A 20,354-nucleotide genomic window follows, 5' to 3' on the forward strand; every position below is an offset into this window, starting at 1 on the left:
CGCCCCAAAATCTGCTCTACGCAAAATGTATAAATTAACACGCGTTAAACTTAACCCATATAATATAAATAAAATAATAATTCTAATACCAACTATATATAAAATTTCATTCAACGCGTGGACAAAAAAGTTGCTGCCATAAGAACGCTTTGCAAAAATGCAAACACTATAATCTCAATTATTAATCAAATGCTTTCCAAAACTACATTCTCTAAAACATCGCTGTTATTAACAGTTATACTCCCATCTTTGGTACTGTAGCCTTCAAGACTAACCTGATAATTTATCACTTCAGCATTCTTATATGCCCCAAAATATTTTTCTTCTTCATTCATTATTATTTTGGCATTCTTTGGAGAAGAAGTGATTTTTACTTTATAAAGTTTATCTCTGCTTTGAACATAATCATAAACTTTTTTATTAAATGAATTATTGATTAAATTAGTAAAGAACTTCATTTAAATAACTCCCTGTCATAATCTTGAAATTAATATCAAGAGAAAAATTAACGCCCCTTATAGATGAAAAATCATTAAACTGTCTTTTGCTGTTTTCACTGTCAAATGAAGGAGCTTCCCATTTTATAATAGGAGATAACGCTATACGCTCGCCCTCATCATTGAGTTTTGATATCCAATAACGTGCTGCCTGATTGAGTGCTAAAGGTATAATATTATAAGCCAAAAATGATTCTCCAGCTTTAAGCTCTTTATATACTGTTGCTTTTAAACATATATCATCAGCAAAACCTGCAGAGTCCCCTATATATGAATTGCTTCCCCTGCTCTCCCCTTCTGCTATTGAAGCCCAAAGAAATGATTTGCTCATAGATCTCAAAGCTCCTAAACTGAAATATTCTATTTTTAATTTATCATCTAAAAGTTTATTTAATTGATTATCGCCTTCAATTTTATTTCCAGATAAATCAATATATTCATCAGCCATAAAGTTCATAAAATTATCTAAAACATATATAACGCTGTTTTTAAAATGTATCATAATAAACCTTTTGATTTTTATATTTTTTAGTACGATTTAGGGCTTTTTTATACTGCCTTCTAAACGCACACTCTCATAGCTATTTTCTCCAACTACAATGCTTGATAAATCTTTTATAGCAAGCTCTTTTAAACGCAGACTCTCTGTGCGAATAAAATTTATCAAGTCGCTGTTTGAAACAAAATTAACAGTTAAAAGCCTTGCTGCCTCATAGCATATATAATTTTTTATAGATATATATGGAAGACCGTTTTCTTCTGTAGGCTCTGTATAATTCATATTCAAAATCATTCTTCTAAACTGAATAGTATAACTTTTAAGCTGTTCTTCTAAAAAGTCTGTATCAATATCATCATAGTTAAACATTTTAAATATGCTTTTAAAATAATTTATATCAGGCTCGTAAATATATTCCTGCATATTAATTTCCTTTTTTAGTTTTAATGTACTGCCTCAAAATATAATACAGCACATAAAAATAAATTAAGCCTCAAGCTCTTTTATCTTTTCTTTTAACTTTCTGTTTTCTTCTTTAAGATAATTGATAACATCATCAGGCTTCATCTTCTCTCTTATAAGCTCCTCAGCTTCCTCTTTGCTTATAATCAAAAATGAATCGCTTAAAGATATATTTAAATCGCTTTCAACTATTACCTTGCATCTTCTCTCATGTACATCTCTAAAGAAATATCCCACTCTTGATACCACATAATCATTAGCTTTTATTTCTTTATTAGTAATACTATTTTCTAAAAAAAATAATAAAGATTTCTTTGACATAATTCCTCTTTTGATATTAAGTATTTTCCCAAAATATCAATTTATTAGCAGAATCAATGGACTATTAAATGCAGTCTTTTTGCTTCTTTGTGCCAACAAAAGAAGTGGGGTGCGGGGCAAAGCCCTGCAATATAAATACCTAAAATAAATATTATTTAATTATATTAAGACAAGCTCAAGTCTATTTTACAGAAGCCGTAAGGGTTGGAAGCTACTGTGCATCTCTTTGTTCTTGTTCTCCACAAATTATTGCCCAATATATCAACTTCTCTTATATCATGATTTAAATATACTACCTCTTTTATTGAAGCCATATCAAGTATATTAGATGAAGTTGTAAACATATAAATTGATGAGCCTGTCCATATATCTGTAAGATTTTCTAGCTGATATATTTGATCCACTTCATGATCATCTGCCACTCTGAATGCTGTGCCTACAACAGTTATTCCGCTTGTTACCGCATTAAAAATATCTGGTCTGAATGCTTTATATTTTCCGTTAGCGTCATTTCCAATCATTGATATATAATTAGAAAATAATCTAAACAAACCTTGAAGTTTAATATATACATCTATTGGAATAACTATATAAAGTTTCTGTCCATTATTTTGAAGCTCCATTCTGTCATTAAAGAGATTTCCTCCCACAGCATAATTTAAATATTTAGCCAAATCTATAAATGAAGAGAAGAAATTATCAATATCAGCCTCTGTCCAAGTGCTTATAGGTTTTGCTGTTAAATCAACAGTGTTTGTACTTCCGTAAAGACTTGCATCTGTAACTTTTGCAGCTAAATTTCTTTCTCTTAAAAGCCCTAGTCTTGATACAAGTTTCTGAGCTATATAATTTAAAATCTCTTCGCCTGCTTTTTTCTCATCTCTTGAATAAAGTTCATTAATCTCTTCTATTCTGTTAATATCTATTCCAATATAATATTCTTCAGGCTCCATTTTGAAAACCCTAGATTCATGTTTAGGATACTCATTAAAAATATTTAAATCTCCCAAAGAAGTACCGCCATACATGTTTTTGAGATTAAATGCTGTATTGTCTAAATCGCCTCCTATAGCTCCCTGAGAAACACCGACAAAAATCTCTGGTATATATTTACTCACAAAGTTAGTCTGCCCCATATATCTAGGCATTTCTTTATTGATAATTGGAAAAAGTTTATTTTGTATATTTTGTAAATTAGGTATGCTCATTTTAAATTAACTCCTACTATTGTTATGTTCGCCTACACCTTGAGGCTTGACTTAAATGAATTAAGTCAAGGGCTTCGGCTCACTATTTATTACTATGATAGTCTTAAAATGCAGTATTTCTTGAATTGTATACAATGTGAATAAGAAATTAATATCATACAGATTTCAAAAGTATCTCTGCATAATTGATGCCGCCTCTTATAACTATTCCTACTCCATGACCATCTAATGATTTTTTGAATCCGCTATCACTAGCTGTTACAATATCTCCTGCTACAACACTTTCAGCTACAACTGCATTTACTATTCCGTCATAGCAAACTGATATTGTATTTGCCTTTAATCCAAACTCCTGATAGGAAAAAGCGTCTTCCAAAGCAACTCCTACAAATACACTTCCATCACTGTAGAGTGAGAAAACGCCTTTTCCATTATCATTTTTTATTGTTACAGGAAAACCTTTTTTCGGTAAATTAGCTTCATCACTATGAATACCTGATTTTATTATAGATCCTTGTGCCATTATAACTCCTATTGTTTTATGCCGCCTACTCTGATATAAGCCCAAATTAATGCTCACTTTTTGATTTTATTTAACTATCTAATAGTTTTTATTTAAAAAGTTTTGCTATTTCACTATACTTATTTTCTTCGCTTAATGCTGATAGGTTAATCTTCTCTGTGCAGCCTACTCCAATAGGTACTAAATCATTTCTCACTATTGACATTATCTCTTCTTTGCTAAGTCCAGCCTTAAAAAGTTTTCTTGCCTTTGTGTATGTAGAGCTTTCTGATTTTGAAGAACATCTTACAGCATTCTGACTCTCTGCATATTCATTACACCAATCACCGTAAGTTATAGCCGAAAGATTTAATTCTTTATCATTGGCAGTATTATTAGATGAGTTAGATAAATTATTCAAATCTTTATTGTATGTTTTATTATTTTCTCTACTTTCTTTATTGTCTTTTAAATTATCTTCTCTTAATTTTTCTGCCACAATATCAATAATAATATTCTGAATCTCTTCATCATTTTTAAACAAATAAACAAACTCTTCTCTAGCTTGCTTTTCTGTTTCTTTCTCTTCGCTTAATAATTTTTCTAATACAGTTTTTAATTTTTGCATGTAGCCTCCGTTAATATTATCTTCACTGTTTATAATGGCACTAGCACAAAGCAAATCTACATTACGGCTTGCAGGATATTCTACTGCAGCAACTGCTTTTATCTCGCAATTCTCCCAATAAATAAAATCTTCATCTTCATAAGATTTTTTACCTACCATCTCAATAGAAGGATAAAAAGATTTTTTCTCTGTTACACTATCATCAAACCATTCTATAACAGCATAAAGTCCTACAGATTCATTATCTTTTTCTAAACTTACAACTTTTCCAATAGCCTCTCTTTCATCATCTTCTTTATGTCCCTTATAAACAAATATTTCTATAGTGCTTTTTATAAATGAGTTTATAAGCTCATCAATATTTTTTTCTGTGATTTTATTAGTTTTAGTTTCAGCAAAAGTATTTTTTGAAAGCGGTATATACTGTTTGAAACTATCTCCTAAAATTTTGTATTTCTTTTTAATCATTTTATCTCCTTAAATTATAAATATTAATCTATGTTGAAATGATTTTTTATTATTTATATATCTATATCAAAAAATATTAGTGATTATAAGTTCATCAAAATAAAAAAGGCTTAGTAAATTAATACCAAGCCTTTTATTTATCAATATTAAAAAATATAGATAATTATAAATACTCTATTTCATCTAAACTCAAACCTGTAGCCTCGCTTATAAATTTATTGTCAAGCCCTGCTCTTTTTAAATTTTTAGCTATAAAAATTGCTTTATTTTTGCCGCCTTTTTCTTCTGCTTTAATCAATTCTATATTCATCATTTCTTTTTGAAAATATTCATCTATTTCTTTTTTTCTGTAAGTATCTATCAACGGTTCATTATGTATGAATGATTCAGATTTTGCTTTTACTTCATCAAATATAGTATTTTCTTTTAATAATACAGCCATATCCTCTCCTTTTTTTTCATTTCCAATATCTGAAAATAAATAACAAATATAACAGTCATTAATTCTATTAATATTATCTATGGTAATAATTTTATTTTTTATATTTTCAATTATATCTTCTCTCATCATAATTTTATTATACTTATATTCAATCAAATTGTCAAAATTTTTTATTGATGATTTTTACTCTGATTTGCTAATTGCAGAATGAGAAACTCTAAAATAATCACATTCTCCAGACAGTCTTAAACTTTTAAAATTCAAATCAAAATATCTTTTCATAAAACTGTTATTAATATAATTGATTACACCAGAAACAATATCGCTTGCCATAAGAATAGCATTGTCCTGAGTAAGTTCTGCCAATGATTTAGTAGCTCCTTTGTTTAGACCAAGTGCTTTAATATCTACGCCCTTATTTTTAAATAAAGCTGAAAGCATGCTGTCTCTAAAATTATACCATTCATTAGCATCAATACTTTCTATCTTTTCTATCTTACCATATTTTGATATAAAAATTCCGCCTCCATTATTTACGAAATTTCTTATCTCTCGCTCTGCCTCCTTACGCTTTGAATCATTAAGCTCAGTATTTGCTATAAAATTAAAACTATGCTCACCTATATTTTTTAAATTGCGGTTAAAACTATTATCCATAGATTCTAAAATCTGCCAAAGCGAATATGCACTGTACAAAAAAGGCTTTCCTATAATATCACCTTCAATGCTTCCGTAACTTGCATAACCTGCTAAAGCTAAATCAAAATCTATATTTATAATGCTTGCTTCATTATCGTTGTATAAACTATTAAAAATTTCTTTACGGCTCTTTATAATACTTATGCTTTTAATTTCATCACTGTCATTTTCATCAAAATTGAATCTGTATATTGAAGAAGGGTCATAATACTTAAATCCTCTAAGTCCGTCAAGCCTTCCCTTAAATCCGTAAGCCTTTGCATATACTACTTCAAGTTTAGGAGTAAAAAAACAAAATCCATAAACCAAAGCATTGTAAGTAACATTAACTATTAAGTTTTTAAGTCCTCCAGACCTTTCAAACTGATTTACAAAAAAGTTATAAGCGTTATTTACTCTTTCATTATCCTCGCATTCTTTTGGCTTTTCTACAAAATAATCAAAAGAATTAATAACTCCTCTGTAAAATTGAAGTATAGGCTCAAGATAAATAGAACTCTCCATTCTCTTGCAAGTTAATGCCCATTTATGTGGAAATGAAAAATCATCGCTCTCATCTCCCCTATTTGATATTACATTTGGAATACCTGAACTATAACTGCTTGTGGATATTCTGTTTAATTCATCATTTAACTTTTCTATTTCTCTGTTTTTATCTTTTAATTTATTATCATATTCTTCAATAATTTTTTCTATTTGTGATTGTTTATTTTCTATATTTTGCATAAATAAAAACCTATTAAAAATTAATCTTTATACTAATAACAAAAAATATAAGTGATTATAAGTTTTTATTTGAATAGTTATAAACTTAATTAAAAATATGCACGGTAAAAAATAAGAAAATAAATTTGGTTTTAAATAATATCAATCCTTTATATCAATACTATAATCTTTTAAAGTATTAAGTATTAAAAGCATTGACAGTTCATCTTGATTTGTTAAATCGTATTTATCTATATTGATTATATTTTTTATAGCATTCTGGCTTCTTCCAGAAACAAATAATACATCATCATTTTTTAAAGCAGGCATTATTCTGCTTAATGAGTTTACATTCCAAAAAATTATTCTAGGAAGTTTGTAATTATTTTTATTAAATATTTCTTTCCAATATTCAAAATTAGTTTTATTTGTAAGTTCACATTGATTAAACTCCATATCAGAAATTATTATTATATATTTAGGAAGCTCTTCCTGTGATACATGATTGTTTACAGCAGTGTCAAGTAGTGCTTTAAATACAGAATCAATATTTGTACTCATATTAACAGATGACCTTAAAACATAATCAACTACATCAACAATATTATTTATATTTGATATGTCATGCATCTTAGAATTGCCGCAGAAATCTATAAAATGATTATGAAATGCAGACTTATTTAACTGTGCTATATATATTGCAAAAGCCACAGAGCATATTAATGGTTCCCCATTCAAAGCCATTCCCATACTTCCAGATACATCACATGCCACTATTGTATTTAAATTATTATCTCCAAAAATATTTGGAAGATTTTTCCAAGTTAAATCAAATTCTTCTCTTCTCGATTTTTTATCTTCTTCATCACAGTCTAAAATCTCTCTTATAACATCAAATGGAGTTAAGACGCTAGTATTTAATTTTACTTTTCCTAACTTTACATCTTCAAAAAAATTATTATATCTTTTTTCATCATTTCTAATAAATGCTTTAGAGTATTTTCTCATGGCAAGTGCAGGAACTGAAGAATAATTAAATGTATAATCTTTTTCTCTCAAATTATTTTCTATTATTTTTATCTTCTTTCTTAAAGAAGATAAAGTTTTTCTATATTCTTTAGTGTTTATATTTAAAAGTTTTATTAATTCTTTTGCAATGTTTCTTGTATTTTGTGATGATGTGTTTTCACTAGGAAGCCATTTAGCAAGAAGTGAAACATTATCAGCTGTTTTATCTTTTTCTAATTGCTCTAATATTATATTTTTTGTAAAATCAGAAATTTTTTTGTTTTGTCTGTTTTTATACCATATATAAATAATATCGTCCCATCTTCCAAGCTCAGGTATAGTTTTTAAGATTTCTATTGCTGTTAGAGTATGATTTTGCTTAATCATAATATTTATATATTTTCTAAAAACTTCTCTCTCCCCAATGCCTCTTCTTATATCTCTCAAATACATTATACATTTAGCTGTAAGTTCAGGACTTTCTCTCCAAGCATCTATAAAATATTTTAATAATTCATCGCCTGTTTTTAGTCTGCTTGCTCCCATAGCAGCAAATAAATCTATTACACCGCTTAATGATGAAATATTAGTATCCGCAAAATTTTGCGTATAAGTTTTATTAAAAGAATTTTTAAGCGAATCTAAAAAAGGCATAAAATTAATTCTCCTATAATAAAGGTTCTATAATAAAAAATATTCTATGCCTATAATAAAATAAGCATAGAATTAAAAAACTAGACACGATATACACCATTAAAAATGGCTAAAGGATTTGAACCTTCTTACTACCAGAAAATAAAATTGCTGTTCGTGTCTAAAAAATAAAAAACTAGATTCCATTTAATCCAAATTGTGGCTTAAATATATTGCTGTTGGAATCTATTTTTCATTATATTACTGATTATTAATTTTGTCAATTTTTATCTCAATACTATAATCTTTTAAAGTATCAAGTATTAAAAGAATTGACAGTTCATCTTGATTTGTCAAATCGTATTTATCTATATTGATTATATTCTTTATAGCATTCTGACTTCTTACAGAAACAAATAATACATCATCATTTACTCTGTATGCTCCCATACAAAGTACGACTGCACAGACCAAAGCAGCGAAGGACTGCATCTTTGTATATTAAAATAATAACTTATACAACATATAAAAATTATATTTAATAATTTTATAGTTAATCTCATCAAATAGTTTTAAAATAAGTCTAATATTATCAATACAAAATTATACCCAAAACCGCAGATATCAATATTATAGCAAGAATCGGAACTTTTTTTATCTTTAGAAATATTGATAATGCAAATATAAATATCCCTATAGGACTTATATATTTAAAAATATTCTGAATAAAATCTATATTTCTTAAAATAGAAGTTTCTGTAAGTTTTACAAAAAAAGCATCTTTACTAAAAGTTATAACAGCAGAAGCTATCAAAGCAACAGCACATACTCTCAAAGCATTCATTATATTATTAAACTGCTCATTATCTTTAACAGCATAGAAAAATTTTGACACTATCATAGTGATAATAAAAGCAGGTATAAATATACCGAAAGTCGCAACCGCAGAACCCAAAACTCCAGCTACTTTATACCCTACAAATGTTGCTGCATTAATGGCTATAGGTCCGGGTGTTATTTGGGATATTGCAACAAGATTAGAAAATTCAGAAGATGTAATCCAATGATATTCTTTTAATATACCAAGGAGTAATGCTATTATAGCATATCCTCCGCCATAAGTAAAAAAACCTAATTTTGCAAATACATAAAAAAGTCTAGCATATATCATAATATAAAGTCCAAATCAAGATTGTTTTTTTATAATGTATTTATTAATAATATAATAAATCCAGCCAATAAGTGCTGAAAGAAGCAAAGTATATATAATATTGAAATTAAAAAATACAACTAATACAAAACTTAATATAAAAAGAAAAGCAGTAAATTTATCCTTTATAACCTGTTTACCCATACCAAAAGCTGATAAAAGTATAAGTCCTGCAATAGCCCCTCTTATGCCTAAAAAGGCTTTATGTACATACTCAGTATTTTGAAATCTCTCAAATATAGGTGCTATCATAAGTATTATAATAAAAGAAGGAGCCATAACTCCGATTCCTGCCATAATACCTCCGAATATTCCAGCTACTTTGAATCCTGTAAGAAGAGAAGAGTTTACAGCTATAACGCCAGGTATACTTTGAGCAAGGGCAAATATATCTATAATCTCATCTTTAGTTATGAATTTTCTTTTATTAACGAATTCATCTTCCATTATAGGAAGCATAGCAAGCCCTCCGCCTATAGTAACAAGCCCTATATAAAAAAAAGAAAAAAACATCGTATACCAAGCCGGCTTGATAGAACTTGAAGAATTATCAGTATTTACATTTTTTTTAGAATCGCTGTCCATATATAATAGTCCAATATTTTTTATATAATAAGTTATATTATATTTTGTTATTGTCAACAGAAAAATGTCTTCTTATATGATTTTTATATAAAAACTAATGAAATTTAAAAATAAATAATATTGAAAAAGTATTAAAAATTATATATAATTTCGCTGTATTAAAAAACTATTATTATTAGCATCATTTTATTTTTACATATTTTTATTTTATTTATTTTATATATTATATATAAATGAAATCGGAGGCATACAGATGGGATATGATGTAGAGTATTTAAAAAATCAAACTTCAATTAATTATGATAAAACTCTATGCTATTGTAAGAATGTTTCATATAGAGATGCATATAAGGTTATAGCTGATAATAGACTAACAAAATTGGAAGAAGTTGTTGAAAAGACTCAGGCATCTACAGGCTGCGGCGGATGTAAGGATAGAATAACTAGCTTAATAGAATATGCAAAAAATAATAACTACGAACCTCTTAATGTTTGATTCGGATCTATTATGAATGAAAAAGTGCTTAATGCTTTAAAAGAGCTTAATATAGAATATAAAGAATTTGAAGAGGCAGGACTTACAAAAACAGTTGATGATGCCGCTAAAACACTTAATATAGAGAAAGGTCAGGTAGCTAAATCAATATTAGTAAAACCCTCAAAAAAAAATTTCGCTATGATTATAGCTTCAGGAGATAAAAAAATATCCTCAAAGAAAATGCGTGCATATTTCGATTGTAAAACCAGCTTTGCAAATGCAGAAGATACTTTTAAATTGACGGGATTCACATTCGGAGGAGTATGTCCATTCGGTATAGACAAAAATATTGATGTTTTAGTTGATAAAAGCATGAAGAGATTTGATGCTCTTTATATAGCCTGCGGAAGCGACAGCTCTTTAGCAAAAATGACATATAAAGAAATACTAGAAAAAATATCTAATGTAGAAGTAGATCTCACAGAAGACTAATTTTTGGATATGAATTAATGAATAAAACAAAAACATCGAATAAAAAATCATCATCAAAAAATAATATAGAAAATATTCAAATATCTAATTTTACCGTTTTTAAAAATGCTGAAATAAATTTTTCAAAAGGATTAAATGTTTTTATAGGCAAAAACGGAACAGGAAAAACACATTTATTAAAACTTATAAATTGTTTGGATATTAATTTTTATAATATAGAAAATAAAATAGAAAATATTGTGAGAAATGCACGCATAAAAAGACATTTATACCCTTTTGATATGAATATAGATAAAATATTCAGTAAATATTCTAATTCTAAAAATATTGAAAATAAAATATCTAACTTTATACAAAAATATTTGGAATATAAAAAAAAGAAATCAGGTTCTGAATCTAAAATAGAAACAATATTTGAAACTATTGATAGAGATATAAATGAATGCAATATTATTTTTAATAAAAAAATTAACTTAGTATTATCTGTTTTAGGAATTAAATATCTTGTAAAAGAAAAAGAAATTTCAAATTTAATACCTCAATTTGAATTTCTAATAAATGATGATGAATTATATCATTTTCAAAATAATAAATTTACTTTTATTCCTTGTAAAGATATACTCACTTCTTCAAATGGATTTGCCGCACTTTATGATAAAAGAGATATCAATTTTGAAGCAGTATACTATAATATTATTAAAAAAACAGAACTTCCAAAATTAAGAGAATTAGATGATGATTTATTTGAAATAGCTAAAAAGATAGAAAATGCTATAGGCGGAAAAACTATTCATAAAAATAATAATTTCTTTATAGACTATAAAAATATAGGTGAAGTATCTTTTGATATGGCAGCTGAGGGGCATAAAAAATTAGCTCTTATATATATACTAATAATGAATGGTGAAATTGATAAAAATACCATACTTCTTTTAGATGAGCCTGAATCAAATTTAAATCCAAGTCTTACAGATTTGCTCGTTAATATACTTTTGAGTTTATCAAAATTGGGACTTCAAATATTTATAGCTACACATAATAGTTTTATACTTGATGATATAGAATTGCAAAAAACTGATAAAGATTCTGTTATGTATCATTCTTTTTATTTTGATGAAAATGATTTTAATAGCGGAGTAAAAATAGAGAGTAAAGAGATTTTGCTAGATTTGGAAAATAATCCCATAAATGAAAAAATAATAAAACAGCATAATGAATATATTGAAGATATGATTAAATAATCGGATACATATATATGAGTATTATTGAAAAAGATAATTTTAAAATACATTATAGTGATGATTTTGAAATTATAGATATTGAAGAAAGAGATATTAACGATAAAGAAAAAAGAAATCAATATTCGCACTGTATGAGTAATGTTGATTTAATGATAAAAGCTAATGATAAAATAATATTTATAGAATTAAAAAATTTCCAAATAGAAGATGAAAATGGATTAGAAAATGAAATAAAAGCATTAAAAATAGAAGAGCCTTTAAATAAAGATTCTATTATTTATGAATTAATACAAAAAGGAAGAGGCTCATTTCTTAAAGAATATAGTTCAGGATATATTAATAATGATATAGATGTTTATTATTTTATAATATTTCATTTTCCATTTAAAATAAGAAATATGCGGTTCAAATCAAATATAAATAAGTGCTTGAAAACAAATTTACCAATAATAAAAACAGACTCTATATATAAAAAATCATTTATAAAAAGCATCTTGTTTATAACAATAGATGAATGGAAAGAAATATCTAAAAACATAAATGCAGAAAAAATAATATTTGAACCAATAAGCAAAAGCCAATGCATACCTAAGCCATAGATATGCATTAGCTTTTTCCAATATACTCATTTTTAGGAGTTATAGAATAGCTAAAGTGCTGAAAAATGCTTTATTAATAAAATGAAGAATTAACTATTAAATACCTGTCTTTTCCATTAGTATTCACATCAGGATTATAAACAATATAAATATCATCGCCAAGCTCTACATATCTTAAAAGAGTATCATCAGACATAAAATCGCCCTTAACATAAATAGCAGAACCAGGCGCCATAGGACAATTATATTGAGTAGTAATGATTTTAGGTTTTGTTTCTATATAACCTTTATAACCGTAAAGTCCGCTTTTATCATTTTTATAATTAGCTTCAAGCCAAGTAGCATAAAGCTCACTCCAATCCTGAAACTCTCTAATATTTTTGTTGGCGGCATAAAGTATAGCTTTGTATGTTCCTTTATATTCTTCTGGTGCATTTGCTATATCTTTATAAATTTCAAAACCATTTTTAGAATGAAGTCCTAGCCAATACATAAAAAGTGAAACAGTTGCATATTTATGAACAGTATATCCCTGATTCCAATTAATAAAATAATCACCTTTAGTTATTAAATACATAGAATCTGTATTATAGTAATTAAGTCTGTTTGCGGGAACTTTGCCTCTATATGAGATAACTGCCGCTTCTGATAATGCTTCATCAACCCATACATCAAATGCATTGCTGCTTTTATTTTCTAATTGGCTGTAATGTATAACATGATGAAGTTCATGAGCTATAGTATTTACAACTGATTCAGGATTCTCCCAGCCGTTTACATAGTCTAAAAATATTATGTTCTCAACATCATTTTTTATCTCATTAAGTCCGTCTAATATGGAATAACCTTGCATATAAGGCTTATCTCCTGTATGTCCTCCATTAATATCCATTATTAAAAGAGTTAATTTGCCTTTTAACTTCCCATAAAGATATTCTTCCATTTCATATATTTTAGATGTTTCTAATATAATACTCTCTAATTCTCTTTCATTAATTTCTAAACCGTTTTCTAAATATACATCTATTTTCGATGTTGAGTATATGTTTTTTGCTTTGAATGTTTCTTTTGAATAGTTATTTTTTATGTATCTTACGGCATTGAATGTATGTTCTGTATTATTGCCTTTGTATATATTATAACTTACAGGAGTTTTTAATACTTCATTTAAAGTGCTGTATTCTCTGGCATTTAAAATAAAGATATTTAATACAAAGATAATCAGTATAAAATATTTTCTCATTATTACAGCTCCTTATAAAATTATAATACTCATAATTAGTATCGGAAAAAATAATGAAAAATTATTTAAAAAAATAAAGACCTGCTTAAAAAAGCAAGCCTTTAACAATATATAAAATTAATTTTCTAATTAATTACTTTCTATATTGTATGTAGCAGTGTTTTCAGTATCATCTATACTATTCCATATAGCATTCAATTTATCCTGAAGTATAGCACCTGCTACAACATAAACTAATAACCCTAATATTACTAATAATACACTGCTGTCTTCGCTATTATCCATACCTACTTTTGCTGTCATTTCTAAATAAACTATTTTACCATATTTATAGTACCAATATAAACTATATATGTTACAAGTTACTAAAACAAGTATAAGTTCTAAAGCAGGATTTATATCTTCCCTCTCCATAAAATTTTTGATCTCATCGGTAGTTTTATAAATCCAATAAAGATAATAAATACCGCATGTAACTAAACTTAAAATTACAAGCATAGGAATACTTCTAACTGTACCTTTTTTCATTTTTAATCTCCATCATATATTTTAATTAGGGAATCTATTATATATTATTAATTAAAAATAAACAATACTTTATAAAATTTATTTTACAAAATATTGTTAAATTTTAAATTTACTTTAAATAAACTTAAAGTTATATGGCAGTAATTATAAATTTTGATCTTCAAAGAAAGTTTTATATATACTCTTTATCGCTTTATTTAAATCATCATCTTTAACGCCTATCATAATACTTACTTCGCTTATACCTTGGTTAAGCATTTCTATGTTGATATTGCATTTTTCCATAGAATGCATAGCTCTAGCAGAAACACCTACGCACTGCTGCATACCTTCGCCTACAAGCATTATCAAGGCAAGTCCATGTTCAAAATATATGTTATCAACATTAAGTTCATCTCTTACCCTTTCATATATACGCTTTTCTTTTTCTGGAGTAATGGCAGAATTTCTAACTATTACAGAAATATTATCTATTCCGGAAGGAGCATGCTGATAAGGTATATTTTCATCTTCTATTATCTCTAAAAGTTTTCTTCCGAAACCTACCTCTCTGTTCATCAAATATTTACTCACATAAAGACATGAAAAATCATCTTCGCCTGAAACACCAACTACAGGATTAATACTTTTATTTCTGCTTGCAACTATTTTAGTACCTTTAGCAGAAGGATTATTAGTATTAAGTATATGTACAGGTATATTAGCTTCATAAACCGGCTGAAGTGCCTCTGCATGAAGAACATTAAATCCGCCGTAACTTAATTCTCTCATTTCTCTGTATGTAAACTCATCTATAAGTTTAGGATTATCTACTATATTGGGAGCTGCCGCAAACACACCGTCTACATCAGTAAAGTTTTCATAAACCTCAGCATCAACTGCTTTAGCCAAAATAGCCCCTGTAATATCGCTTCCTCCTCTAGGGAAAGTTACTACATCGCCTTTTTCTGTATATCCGAAAAATCCAGGAAATATTACCAAAGCAGATTCATCTTTTAATTTAGCCAAATTAGCATAAGATTTTTCTAGTACCGCAGCATTACCGAATTCTTCAGAAAGTAAAAGTCCTGCATCCTTAGGATTAACATATTTAGCTTTGACTCCTATAGAATTAATATATGCTGCTATTACCTTAGCACTTAAATCCTCGCCTAATGCCTTAACTCCGTCTGTAAACTTAGTAGGAAGTGATTTATCTTCTGCTATTCTCTTTAATATGTCATTTTGTATCTCTTCTAAAAGTTCATGCGAAAGAGAAAGTTCATCTATGATATTTTTAAATCTTTCTATAATAATTTTTAATTCTAATTTTCCATCTTTTCCAGCTATAATAGTTTCAGCAAGCGTAATAAGCAAATCGGTTACCTTTGTATCCTCTTTGAGTCTCTTTCCCGGAGCAGATACTACTACTATTCTTCTGTCTTTATCTGATAATACTATATCTACTACTTTTTTTATCTGGCTGGCATTTGCTACCGAAGAGCCTCCGAATTTTGCTACTTTCATCTTACTCAAATCCTCCGTATTTAGTAAAATTTATTGAATAAATTACTATATACAATAACATAAAATGATTTTTATTTCAATTATTTTGTATATGTTTTTTATTTTTTTAATAGAGTATTAATTCTCGATAAATAATTAAATGTATTAAGTAAAATATTATTTCTTTACTACTAATAATCATGTAAAATTTTTTATTCTAATAATAGCTTGGGCGGGTGCTTGCAAATTCTAATTAGGCTATAAATATAAACAAATTTAAAATTTAAAATTCAAAATGATTCCATAAATTTTAAAGGGCTGGGTATATAAATAAAGTTTAAAAAATCACATTTTTTATATGATATTTAACTAGACAATAAAATAATACAAATTACATTATATCATTTTTAATAATGAACAAGTAGCTGATAACTTTAGTTATCAGCTATTTTTTTTGCAAATTTATATCTAGTAATTACAATTAATCATTAAACTCTTTTTTATTTTTCATAAAACGCATGCAGATAAAAATTTCAAACCTATTATTATTTAACATTATAATTAAAACAATAAACAAAATTAAACTAAACATGCGTTAAGTAAAATTTCAAATTTAATAAAAACTTTGGCGGGTGCTTGCAAATTCTAATTAAGCTATAAATATAAACAAATTTGAAATTCAAAATAAAGCTACAAATTTTAAATGGCGGGGAATGTAAATTAAGTTTTTATAAAATAATATCGTAAAGCAAGGTTAATATATTTTCAATAATATAAATTTGCATTCAAGCATTATATTAAATTTACTCATAATTTTTGGTTTTGCTTATCATACTAAGAATAGTTTTTTAATTTAATTACATTTGCCCACCCTTTATCTTTATAGTTTAAATATGAAATTTTTATTTTTTATTTCTTTACTGATTAATTAGAATTTAAAGTACCCACCCTAGTTTTTTATAAATTTGAAATGCATTCACCGCATGCAGAATTATATTCACAATTATATACAATAAAAAATATAATTATAATTTTATATAAGATCTGATTACCATGCGAAAGTTAAATAATGCTTGATTAAATTTTATAATACCTTATTATTAATAATAAATATTTATTGATAATAAGGAACAACTATGAATATATTTGCTTTTACTAAAAAAGGTACTAATACAAAAATAAACACAGATACATTACTTTTTAATAATGAATCAATATCAGGAAACCCATTAATCATAGATAATCAAAATAACTATTCTCATTATATAAATAATATTGAAGGTACCGCAATTTCTCTTATTGCTGACGGACTTGGCGATACTTTTGCTTCAAAATTGGCTGCCGACATTTATAATGAAAATTTTTTAGATTTGCTTGAACTTGTTGGAGAGCAGGAAGTATCAAATTGGATAATGCATAATTTTATTAAACTTGAGGTTATAGCAGCTAGGGATTCTGCTGATGATAGAGAAAAAGCTATGGCAGGAGCTTCTATTGCTGGGGTTTTATATCATAAATTTGCTGGGGTTTTTGTATTTAATGCAGGAGACTGTAAAGTTTTTGCAGTTGGAAAAAATAGAGTAACGCAGATAAGCCGAGATCATATCAGCGGTAATGCTTTAGAAAATTGTGCTTGTGCTGGAGGAGGACATTATATAACTATAGAAGGGGCAAGAAGAAATCCGAATTATAATTATTTTATAGCTTCTAATTCTATGATTGAATTATTACTAAATAAGTACGAAAATATTGAAAAAGCTATTAATGATATAATGAGTTCTGCAAATACAGAAGAAGCATTAAATAAAATTAATAAAATTACTGAAGACACCTCTGATAATGTAAGTGCATTAGCATTATTGAATATTTTTGAATAATAAAAAAATTTAGGATTATTTATGAAAAAAGGCACTATAAGACCTATACCAATAGTATTTCTTCTGAATATCATAACTTGCGGTTGGTATTATCTTTATTGGATATATAAGACTTCATCTGAAATAAAAGATTTCACTGAAAGAGAAGATTTGAATCCGGCATTAGAGCTGATTCTTGGAATAATTACATGCGGACTTTATTTTAAGTATTGGTATTATAAGTACGGAAAAATCGTTTATAAAGAAATACCTTCAAAAGCTGGTATGAATAATACTGAAGACAAAACAATTATTCTTGTAATAATAGATATTTTAGTTGCTGTTATTTATTATTTTAATATTATGATTAATATTTTATTTTTAACATTGGTATTATATGAAAATGCCTTAACAGAAGAGAATTTGATGAATCTCTTTAGCCTTATACCTACAGGATTAATTTTTATAGTAAATATTTCTTCTCTTATAATGCAGGATAAACTTAATAATATTTGGAAGCATATTCAGTAATTGTTATGTATATTTTATTATAAAAAAAATCAGAAGACGGCGGAGTGTATGAAATTTAATTACATACCCCGCCCTCTATTTTTTATAACTTCAATTTTCAATTTTGTTTTCTATTTCTTTACTGCTTAATTAGAATTTGTTAGCACCCGCCCAAGTTTTTTTTAAAATTTGGAATTCATATAACGCACGGTTAATGAAATTTAAAATATGAATTCATTAATAATACTATTTTTATTATATTAAAAAATACGCTCACCGTGCGGTAATTAAAATATCAATAACTTATGCACTTACATCTATAAAATTAAATTCTTTAACATCAAAAAGTCCGTTTGTTGTAAGTTTAATTTCTGGTATAACAGGCAAAGCCATAAAAGATAAAGTCATGAAAGGATCTATTTCTATGTTAACATTAAGTTCATTATAAGCAAGTTCATGCATAGAATAGATTTTTTGTACTATATTATGAGGAGAATCATCAGACATAATACCTGCTATTTTTAATTGTAATGTATCAAGAACTTTTCCATTTTTTACTGCTGTAATTGCACCTGAACATTTTTCTATTTCTTTTATCGCTAATATTATATCCTCATCATTATCACCTACCGCTATTATATTATGAGAGTCATGCGAAACACTTGTTGCTATTGCTCCATTTTTTAATTTGTAATTTTCTATTAATCCCAAACCTATTTTACCTGTAGCCTTATGTCTTTCAACAACAACCAATTTTAATATATCAACACTCTTTCTGTATTTAAAATATCCGTTTTCAACTCCTACAATTCTTACACTTTTCTCTGTAAGCAAATCTTTATTAACTATTCTTATAACATTAGCCTCATCTGATTTTAATTTTATCTGTATATCATCAACAGTAATAGGAGCAATATTTACCGTATTAAAAATATTATCATTATAATTATCTTTATCTGTTTTAACTAAATACTTTCCATTTTCTGAAACTAATTTACCATCTATAAAAACTTTATTAACTTTGAAATCTTTTAAATCATCAAATAAAACAATATCCGCCTTATACCCAGAAGCAATCAAACCAATATTTTTAAGTCTATAGCATTCTGCCGCGTTAATAGTAGCCATAGCAACAGCACTAAATACATCAAGACCATGTTCTACTGCTATTTTTAAATTATGAGATATATGTCCATATTTCATTATATCATCCAAATGCTTGTCATCAGTACACATAGCACATCTTCTGGCATTGCTTTGATTAACTCCCTGTAATAGTGAAGCTAAATTCTGTGCAGCAGATCCCTGTCTTAAAAGCACATACATTCCATTAGCTATTCTTGCCTTTAAATCTTTAGCAGATACACATTCATGATCTGTATAAACTCCGGCTGCTCTATAAGCATTCAAAGTTTTTCCGCTAAGCATAACTCCATGTCCGTCTATAATCTTATCCGCATTTATTGCCGCAAGTAATTTTTTAAGTACATCTCTATCAAGCGATAATACTCCCAGAACATTCATCATTTCAGCAAGTCCGAATATATCTTCATCATTTATAAACTCTTCTATTATATTAGAATCAAGTATTGCACCTGCATCCTCAAAGCTTACCGCAGGAACGCATGAAGAAAGCATAAATTTACATTTAAGAGGACTCTTTTTTGCAGACTCTATCATAAATTTAATACCGCCAATACCGCATACATTAGCAATTTCATGCGGATCCGTTACAACCAAAGTAGTACCGAAAGGAATGACAGCTTCAGCAAAATTAACAGGTGTACACAAAGACGACTCTATATGCACATGCGAATCTATTAGTCCGCTTGTAGCATAAGAGCCTTTAGCATCTATAATCTCTTTTCCATTATAAGAACCTACCCCTACAATATAGTCATCAGCAATAGCTATATCTGCATCCGTAATTGTTGAAGATATTGGGTCTACTACCTTACAGTTTCTTATAACCAAATCAGCCAAAACCTTACCGCTTGAAATTTCTATCATCTTTGATAATTTCTCTATATTCATAAATAGTCCTTACAATAATAT

Annotated in this window: 23 protein-coding genes; 6 read left to right on the forward strand and 17 right to left on the reverse strand. The window is 27.3% G+C overall.

Translation table 11 applies throughout. The features are described from left to right. Positions 1-185: 185 nt before the first annotated feature. The 13 genes from BFL38_RS00710 to BFL38_RS00770 all read right to left on the reverse strand — a co-directional run bounded on the left by BFL38_RS00710 (position 186) and on the right by BFL38_RS00770 (position 9,867). Positions 186-458, reverse strand: coding sequence for a hypothetical protein (locus tag BFL38_RS00710; RefSeq protein ID WP_069725253.1), 273 nt, complete (start codon positions 456-458; stop codon positions 186-188). Then, positions 442-999, reverse strand: a complete 558-nt coding sequence (locus tag BFL38_RS00715; protein WP_069725254.1) for a phage capsid protein — start codon at positions 997-999, stop codon at positions 442-444. The genes BFL38_RS00710 and BFL38_RS00715 overlap by 17 nt, the downstream gene beginning before the upstream one ends. Positions 1,000-1,035: 36 nt before the next feature. Continuing rightward, on the reverse strand, positions 1,036-1,419 hold the full coding sequence (locus BFL38_RS00720) for a hypothetical protein (protein WP_069725255.1): 384 nt from the start codon (positions 1,417-1,419) through the stop codon (positions 1,036-1,038). A 63-nt stretch (positions 1,420-1,482) separates the two neighbouring features. Beyond that, positions 1,483-1,779, reverse strand: a complete 297-nt coding sequence (locus BFL38_RS00725) for a hypothetical protein (protein ID WP_069725256.1) — start codon at positions 1,777-1,779, stop codon at positions 1,483-1,485. 164 nt (positions 1,780-1,943) lie between these two features. Beyond that, positions 1,944-2,987 carry a phage capsid protein gene (locus BFL38_RS00730; RefSeq protein WP_069725257.1) on the reverse strand — a complete coding sequence of 348 codons (1,044 nt, stop codon included), beginning with the start codon at positions 2,985-2,987 and terminating at the stop codon, positions 1,944-1,946. A gap of 154 nt (positions 2,988-3,141) precedes the next feature. Beyond that, positions 3,142-3,510 (reverse strand): phage capsid protein, encoded by a 369-nt coding sequence (locus tag BFL38_RS00735; RefSeq protein ID WP_069725258.1) that lies wholly within the window; start codon positions 3,508-3,510, stop codon positions 3,142-3,144. Positions 3,511-3,598: 88 nt separating this feature from the next. Further along, the gene (locus tag BFL38_RS00740) at positions 3,599-4,585 is read right to left on the reverse strand and encodes a phage capsid protein (protein WP_069725259.1); all 987 of its coding nucleotides are present in this window, start codon (positions 4,583-4,585) and stop codon (positions 3,599-3,601) included. Positions 4,586-4,748: 163 nt separating this feature from the next. After that, on the reverse strand, positions 4,749-5,156 hold the full coding sequence (locus BFL38_RS00745; protein WP_069725260.1) for a hypothetical protein: 408 nt from the start codon (positions 5,154-5,156) through the stop codon (positions 4,749-4,751). Positions 5,157-5,210: 54 nt separating this feature from the next. After that, positions 5,211-6,452 carry a phage capsid protein gene (locus BFL38_RS00750; RefSeq protein WP_069725261.1) on the reverse strand — a complete coding sequence of 414 codons (1,242 nt, stop codon included), beginning with the start codon at positions 6,450-6,452 and terminating at the stop codon, positions 5,211-5,213. A 141-nt stretch (positions 6,453-6,593) separates the two neighbouring features. Next, the gene (locus tag BFL38_RS00755; protein WP_069725262.1) at positions 6,594-8,093 is read right to left on the reverse strand and encodes a DUF2828 family protein; all 1,500 of its coding nucleotides are present in this window, start codon (positions 8,091-8,093) and stop codon (positions 6,594-6,596) included. Positions 8,094-8,333: 240 nt separating this feature from the next. Continuing rightward, entirely contained in the window at positions 8,334-8,522 is a 189-nt protein-coding gene (locus tag BFL38_RS00760) for a hypothetical protein (RefSeq protein WP_069725263.1), read from the reverse strand. Positions 8,523-8,664: 142 nt separating this feature from the next. Next, positions 8,665-9,243, reverse strand: a complete 579-nt coding sequence (locus tag BFL38_RS00765) for a chromate transporter (RefSeq protein ID WP_008731729.1) — start codon at positions 9,241-9,243, stop codon at positions 8,665-8,667. Between the two features lie 15 nt (positions 9,244-9,258). After that, the gene (locus BFL38_RS00770) at positions 9,259-9,867 is read right to left on the reverse strand and encodes a chromate transporter (protein ID WP_069725264.1); all 609 of its coding nucleotides are present in this window, start codon (positions 9,865-9,867) and stop codon (positions 9,259-9,261) included. Between the two features lie 253 nt (positions 9,868-10,120). On the opposite strand from BFL38_RS00770, the gene BFL38_RS00775 reads away from it, so the two are divergent. From BFL38_RS00775 to BFL38_RS00790, 4 genes are read left to right on the forward strand one after another with little or no spacing between them, the layout of a single operon-like run. Next, entirely contained in the window at positions 10,121-10,363 is a 243-nt protein-coding gene (locus BFL38_RS00775; protein WP_008721799.1) for a (2Fe-2S)-binding protein, read from the forward strand. Positions 10,364-10,375: 12 nt separating this feature from the next. Further along, entirely contained in the window at positions 10,376-10,837 is a 462-nt protein-coding gene (locus BFL38_RS00780; protein ID WP_069725265.1) for a YbaK/EbsC family protein, read from the forward strand. A 17-nt stretch (positions 10,838-10,854) separates the two neighbouring features. Next, entirely contained in the window at positions 10,855-12,078 is a 1,224-nt protein-coding gene (locus BFL38_RS00785; RefSeq protein ID WP_069725266.1) for an ATP-binding protein, read from the forward strand. A 14-nt stretch (positions 12,079-12,092) separates the two neighbouring features. Continuing rightward, positions 12,093-12,677 carry a DNA-binding protein gene (locus BFL38_RS00790; protein ID WP_069725267.1) on the forward strand — a complete coding sequence of 195 codons (585 nt, stop codon included), beginning with the start codon at positions 12,093-12,095 and terminating at the stop codon, positions 12,675-12,677. A 73-nt stretch (positions 12,678-12,750) separates the two neighbouring features. On the opposite strand, the gene BFL38_RS00795 is transcribed toward BFL38_RS00790, so the two are convergent. From BFL38_RS00795 to BFL38_RS00805, 3 genes are all read right to left on the reverse strand, one after another. After that, on the reverse strand, positions 12,751-13,920 hold the full coding sequence (locus BFL38_RS00795; protein ID WP_069725268.1) for a peptidase M30, hyicolysin: 1,170 nt from the start codon (positions 13,918-13,920) through the stop codon (positions 12,751-12,753). A 129-nt stretch (positions 13,921-14,049) separates the two neighbouring features. Then, a complete protein-coding gene (locus BFL38_RS00800) occupies positions 14,050-14,448 on the reverse strand; it encodes a DUF4234 domain-containing protein (protein ID WP_069725269.1) in 399 nt (132 codons plus the stop codon). Positions 14,449-14,592: 144 nt separating this feature from the next. Further along, positions 14,593-15,954, reverse strand: a complete 1,362-nt coding sequence (locus tag BFL38_RS00805; protein WP_069725270.1) for an aspartate kinase — start codon at positions 15,952-15,954, stop codon at positions 14,593-14,595. 1,115 nt (positions 15,955-17,069) lie between these two features. On the opposite strand from BFL38_RS00805, the gene BFL38_RS00810 reads away from it, so the two are divergent. Both BFL38_RS00810 and BFL38_RS00815 read left to right on the forward strand, forming a co-directional pair. Further along, positions 17,070-17,810, forward strand: a complete 741-nt coding sequence (locus tag BFL38_RS00810; RefSeq protein ID WP_069725271.1) for a PP2C family serine/threonine-protein phosphatase — start codon at positions 17,070-17,072, stop codon at positions 17,808-17,810. Between the two features lie 21 nt (positions 17,811-17,831). Next, complete coding sequence (locus BFL38_RS00815) at positions 17,832-18,320, forward strand: DUF4234 domain-containing protein (RefSeq protein ID WP_069725272.1); 489 nt, start codon at positions 17,832-17,834, stop codon at positions 18,318-18,320. 282 nt (positions 18,321-18,602) lie between these two features. Here BFL38_RS00815 and ade read toward each other — a convergent pair whose 3' ends face one another. Beyond that, positions 18,603-20,333 carry an adenine deaminase gene (ade, locus tag BFL38_RS00820; protein WP_069725273.1) on the reverse strand — a complete coding sequence of 577 codons (1,731 nt, stop codon included), beginning with the start codon at positions 20,331-20,333 and terminating at the stop codon, positions 18,603-18,605. Positions 20,334-20,354: the final 21 nt, after the last annotated feature.

It is taken from the genome of Brachyspira hampsonii (assembly GCF_001746205.1).
GTDB classification, from domain to species: Bacteria; Spirochaetota; Brachyspiria; order Brachyspirales; family Brachyspiraceae; genus Brachyspira; species Brachyspira hampsonii_B.

Coding starts and splice junctions, on each gene's coding strand:
- BFL38_RS00725 (WP_069725256.1), bottom strand. CDS start 1,779: ATGTCAAAGAAATCTTTATTATTTTTTTTAGAAAATAGTATTACTAAT.
- ade (WP_069725273.1), bottom strand. CDS start 20,333: ATGAATATAGAGAAATTATCAAAGATGATAGAAATTTCAAGCGGTAAG.
- BFL38_RS00795 (WP_069725268.1), bottom strand. CDS start 13,920: ATGAGAAAATATTTTATACTGATTATCTTTGTATTAAATATCTTTATT.
- BFL38_RS00810 (WP_069725271.1), top strand. CDS start 17,070: ATGAATATATTTGCTTTTACTAAAAAAGGTACTAATACAAAAATAAAC.
- BFL38_RS00800 (WP_069725269.1), bottom strand. CDS start 14,448: ATGAAAAAAGGTACAGTTAGAAGTATTCCTATGCTTGTAATTTTAAGT.
- BFL38_RS00735 (WP_069725258.1), bottom strand. CDS start 3,510: ATGGCACAAGGATCTATAATAAAATCAGGTATTCATAGTGATGAAGCT.
- BFL38_RS00785 (WP_069725266.1), top strand. CDS start 10,855: ATGAATAAAACAAAAACATCGAATAAAAAATCATCATCAAAAAATAAT.
- BFL38_RS00765 (WP_008731729.1), bottom strand. CDS start 9,243: ATGATATATGCTAGACTTTTTTATGTATTTGCAAAATTAGGTTTTTTT.
- BFL38_RS00715 (WP_069725254.1), bottom strand. CDS start 999: ATGATACATTTTAAAAACAGCGTTATATATGTTTTAGATAATTTTATG.
- BFL38_RS00775 (WP_008721799.1), top strand. CDS start 10,121: ATGGGATATGATGTAGAGTATTTAAAAAATCAAACTTCAATTAATTAT.
- BFL38_RS00720 (WP_069725255.1), bottom strand. CDS start 1,419: ATGCAGGAATATATTTACGAGCCTGATATAAATTATTTTAAAAGCATA.
- BFL38_RS00740 (WP_069725259.1), bottom strand. CDS start 4,585: ATGATTAAAAAGAAATACAAAATTTTAGGAGATAGTTTCAAACAGTAT.
- BFL38_RS00755 (WP_069725262.1), bottom strand. CDS start 8,093: ATGCCTTTTTTAGATTCGCTTAAAAATTCTTTTAATAAAACTTATACG.
- BFL38_RS00730 (WP_069725257.1), bottom strand. CDS start 2,987: ATGAGCATACCTAATTTACAAAATATACAAAATAAACTTTTTCCAATT.
- BFL38_RS00815 (WP_069725272.1), top strand. CDS start 17,832: ATGAAAAAAGGCACTATAAGACCTATACCAATAGTATTTCTTCTGAAT.
- BFL38_RS00750 (WP_069725261.1), bottom strand. CDS start 6,452: ATGCAAAATATAGAAAATAAACAATCACAAATAGAAAAAATTATTGAA.
- BFL38_RS00710 (WP_069725253.1), bottom strand. CDS start 458: ATGAAGTTCTTTACTAATTTAATCAATAATTCATTTAATAAAAAAGTT.
- BFL38_RS00770 (WP_069725264.1), bottom strand. CDS start 9,867: ATGGACAGCGATTCTAAAAAAAATGTAAATACTGATAATTCTTCAAGT.
- BFL38_RS00745 (WP_069725260.1), bottom strand. CDS start 5,156: ATGATGAGAGAAGATATAATTGAAAATATAAAAAATAAAATTATTACC.
- BFL38_RS00760 (WP_069725263.1), bottom strand. CDS start 8,522: ATGGGAGCATACAGAGTAAATGATGATGTATTATTTGTTTCTGTAAGA.
- BFL38_RS00790 (WP_069725267.1), top strand. CDS start 12,093: ATGAGTATTATTGAAAAAGATAATTTTAAAATACATTATAGTGATGAT.
- BFL38_RS00780 (WP_069725265.1), top strand. CDS start 10,376: ATGAATGAAAAAGTGCTTAATGCTTTAAAAGAGCTTAATATAGAATAT.
- BFL38_RS00805 (WP_069725270.1), bottom strand. CDS start 15,954: ATGAAAGTAGCAAAATTCGGAGGCTCTTCGGTAGCAAATGCCAGCCAG.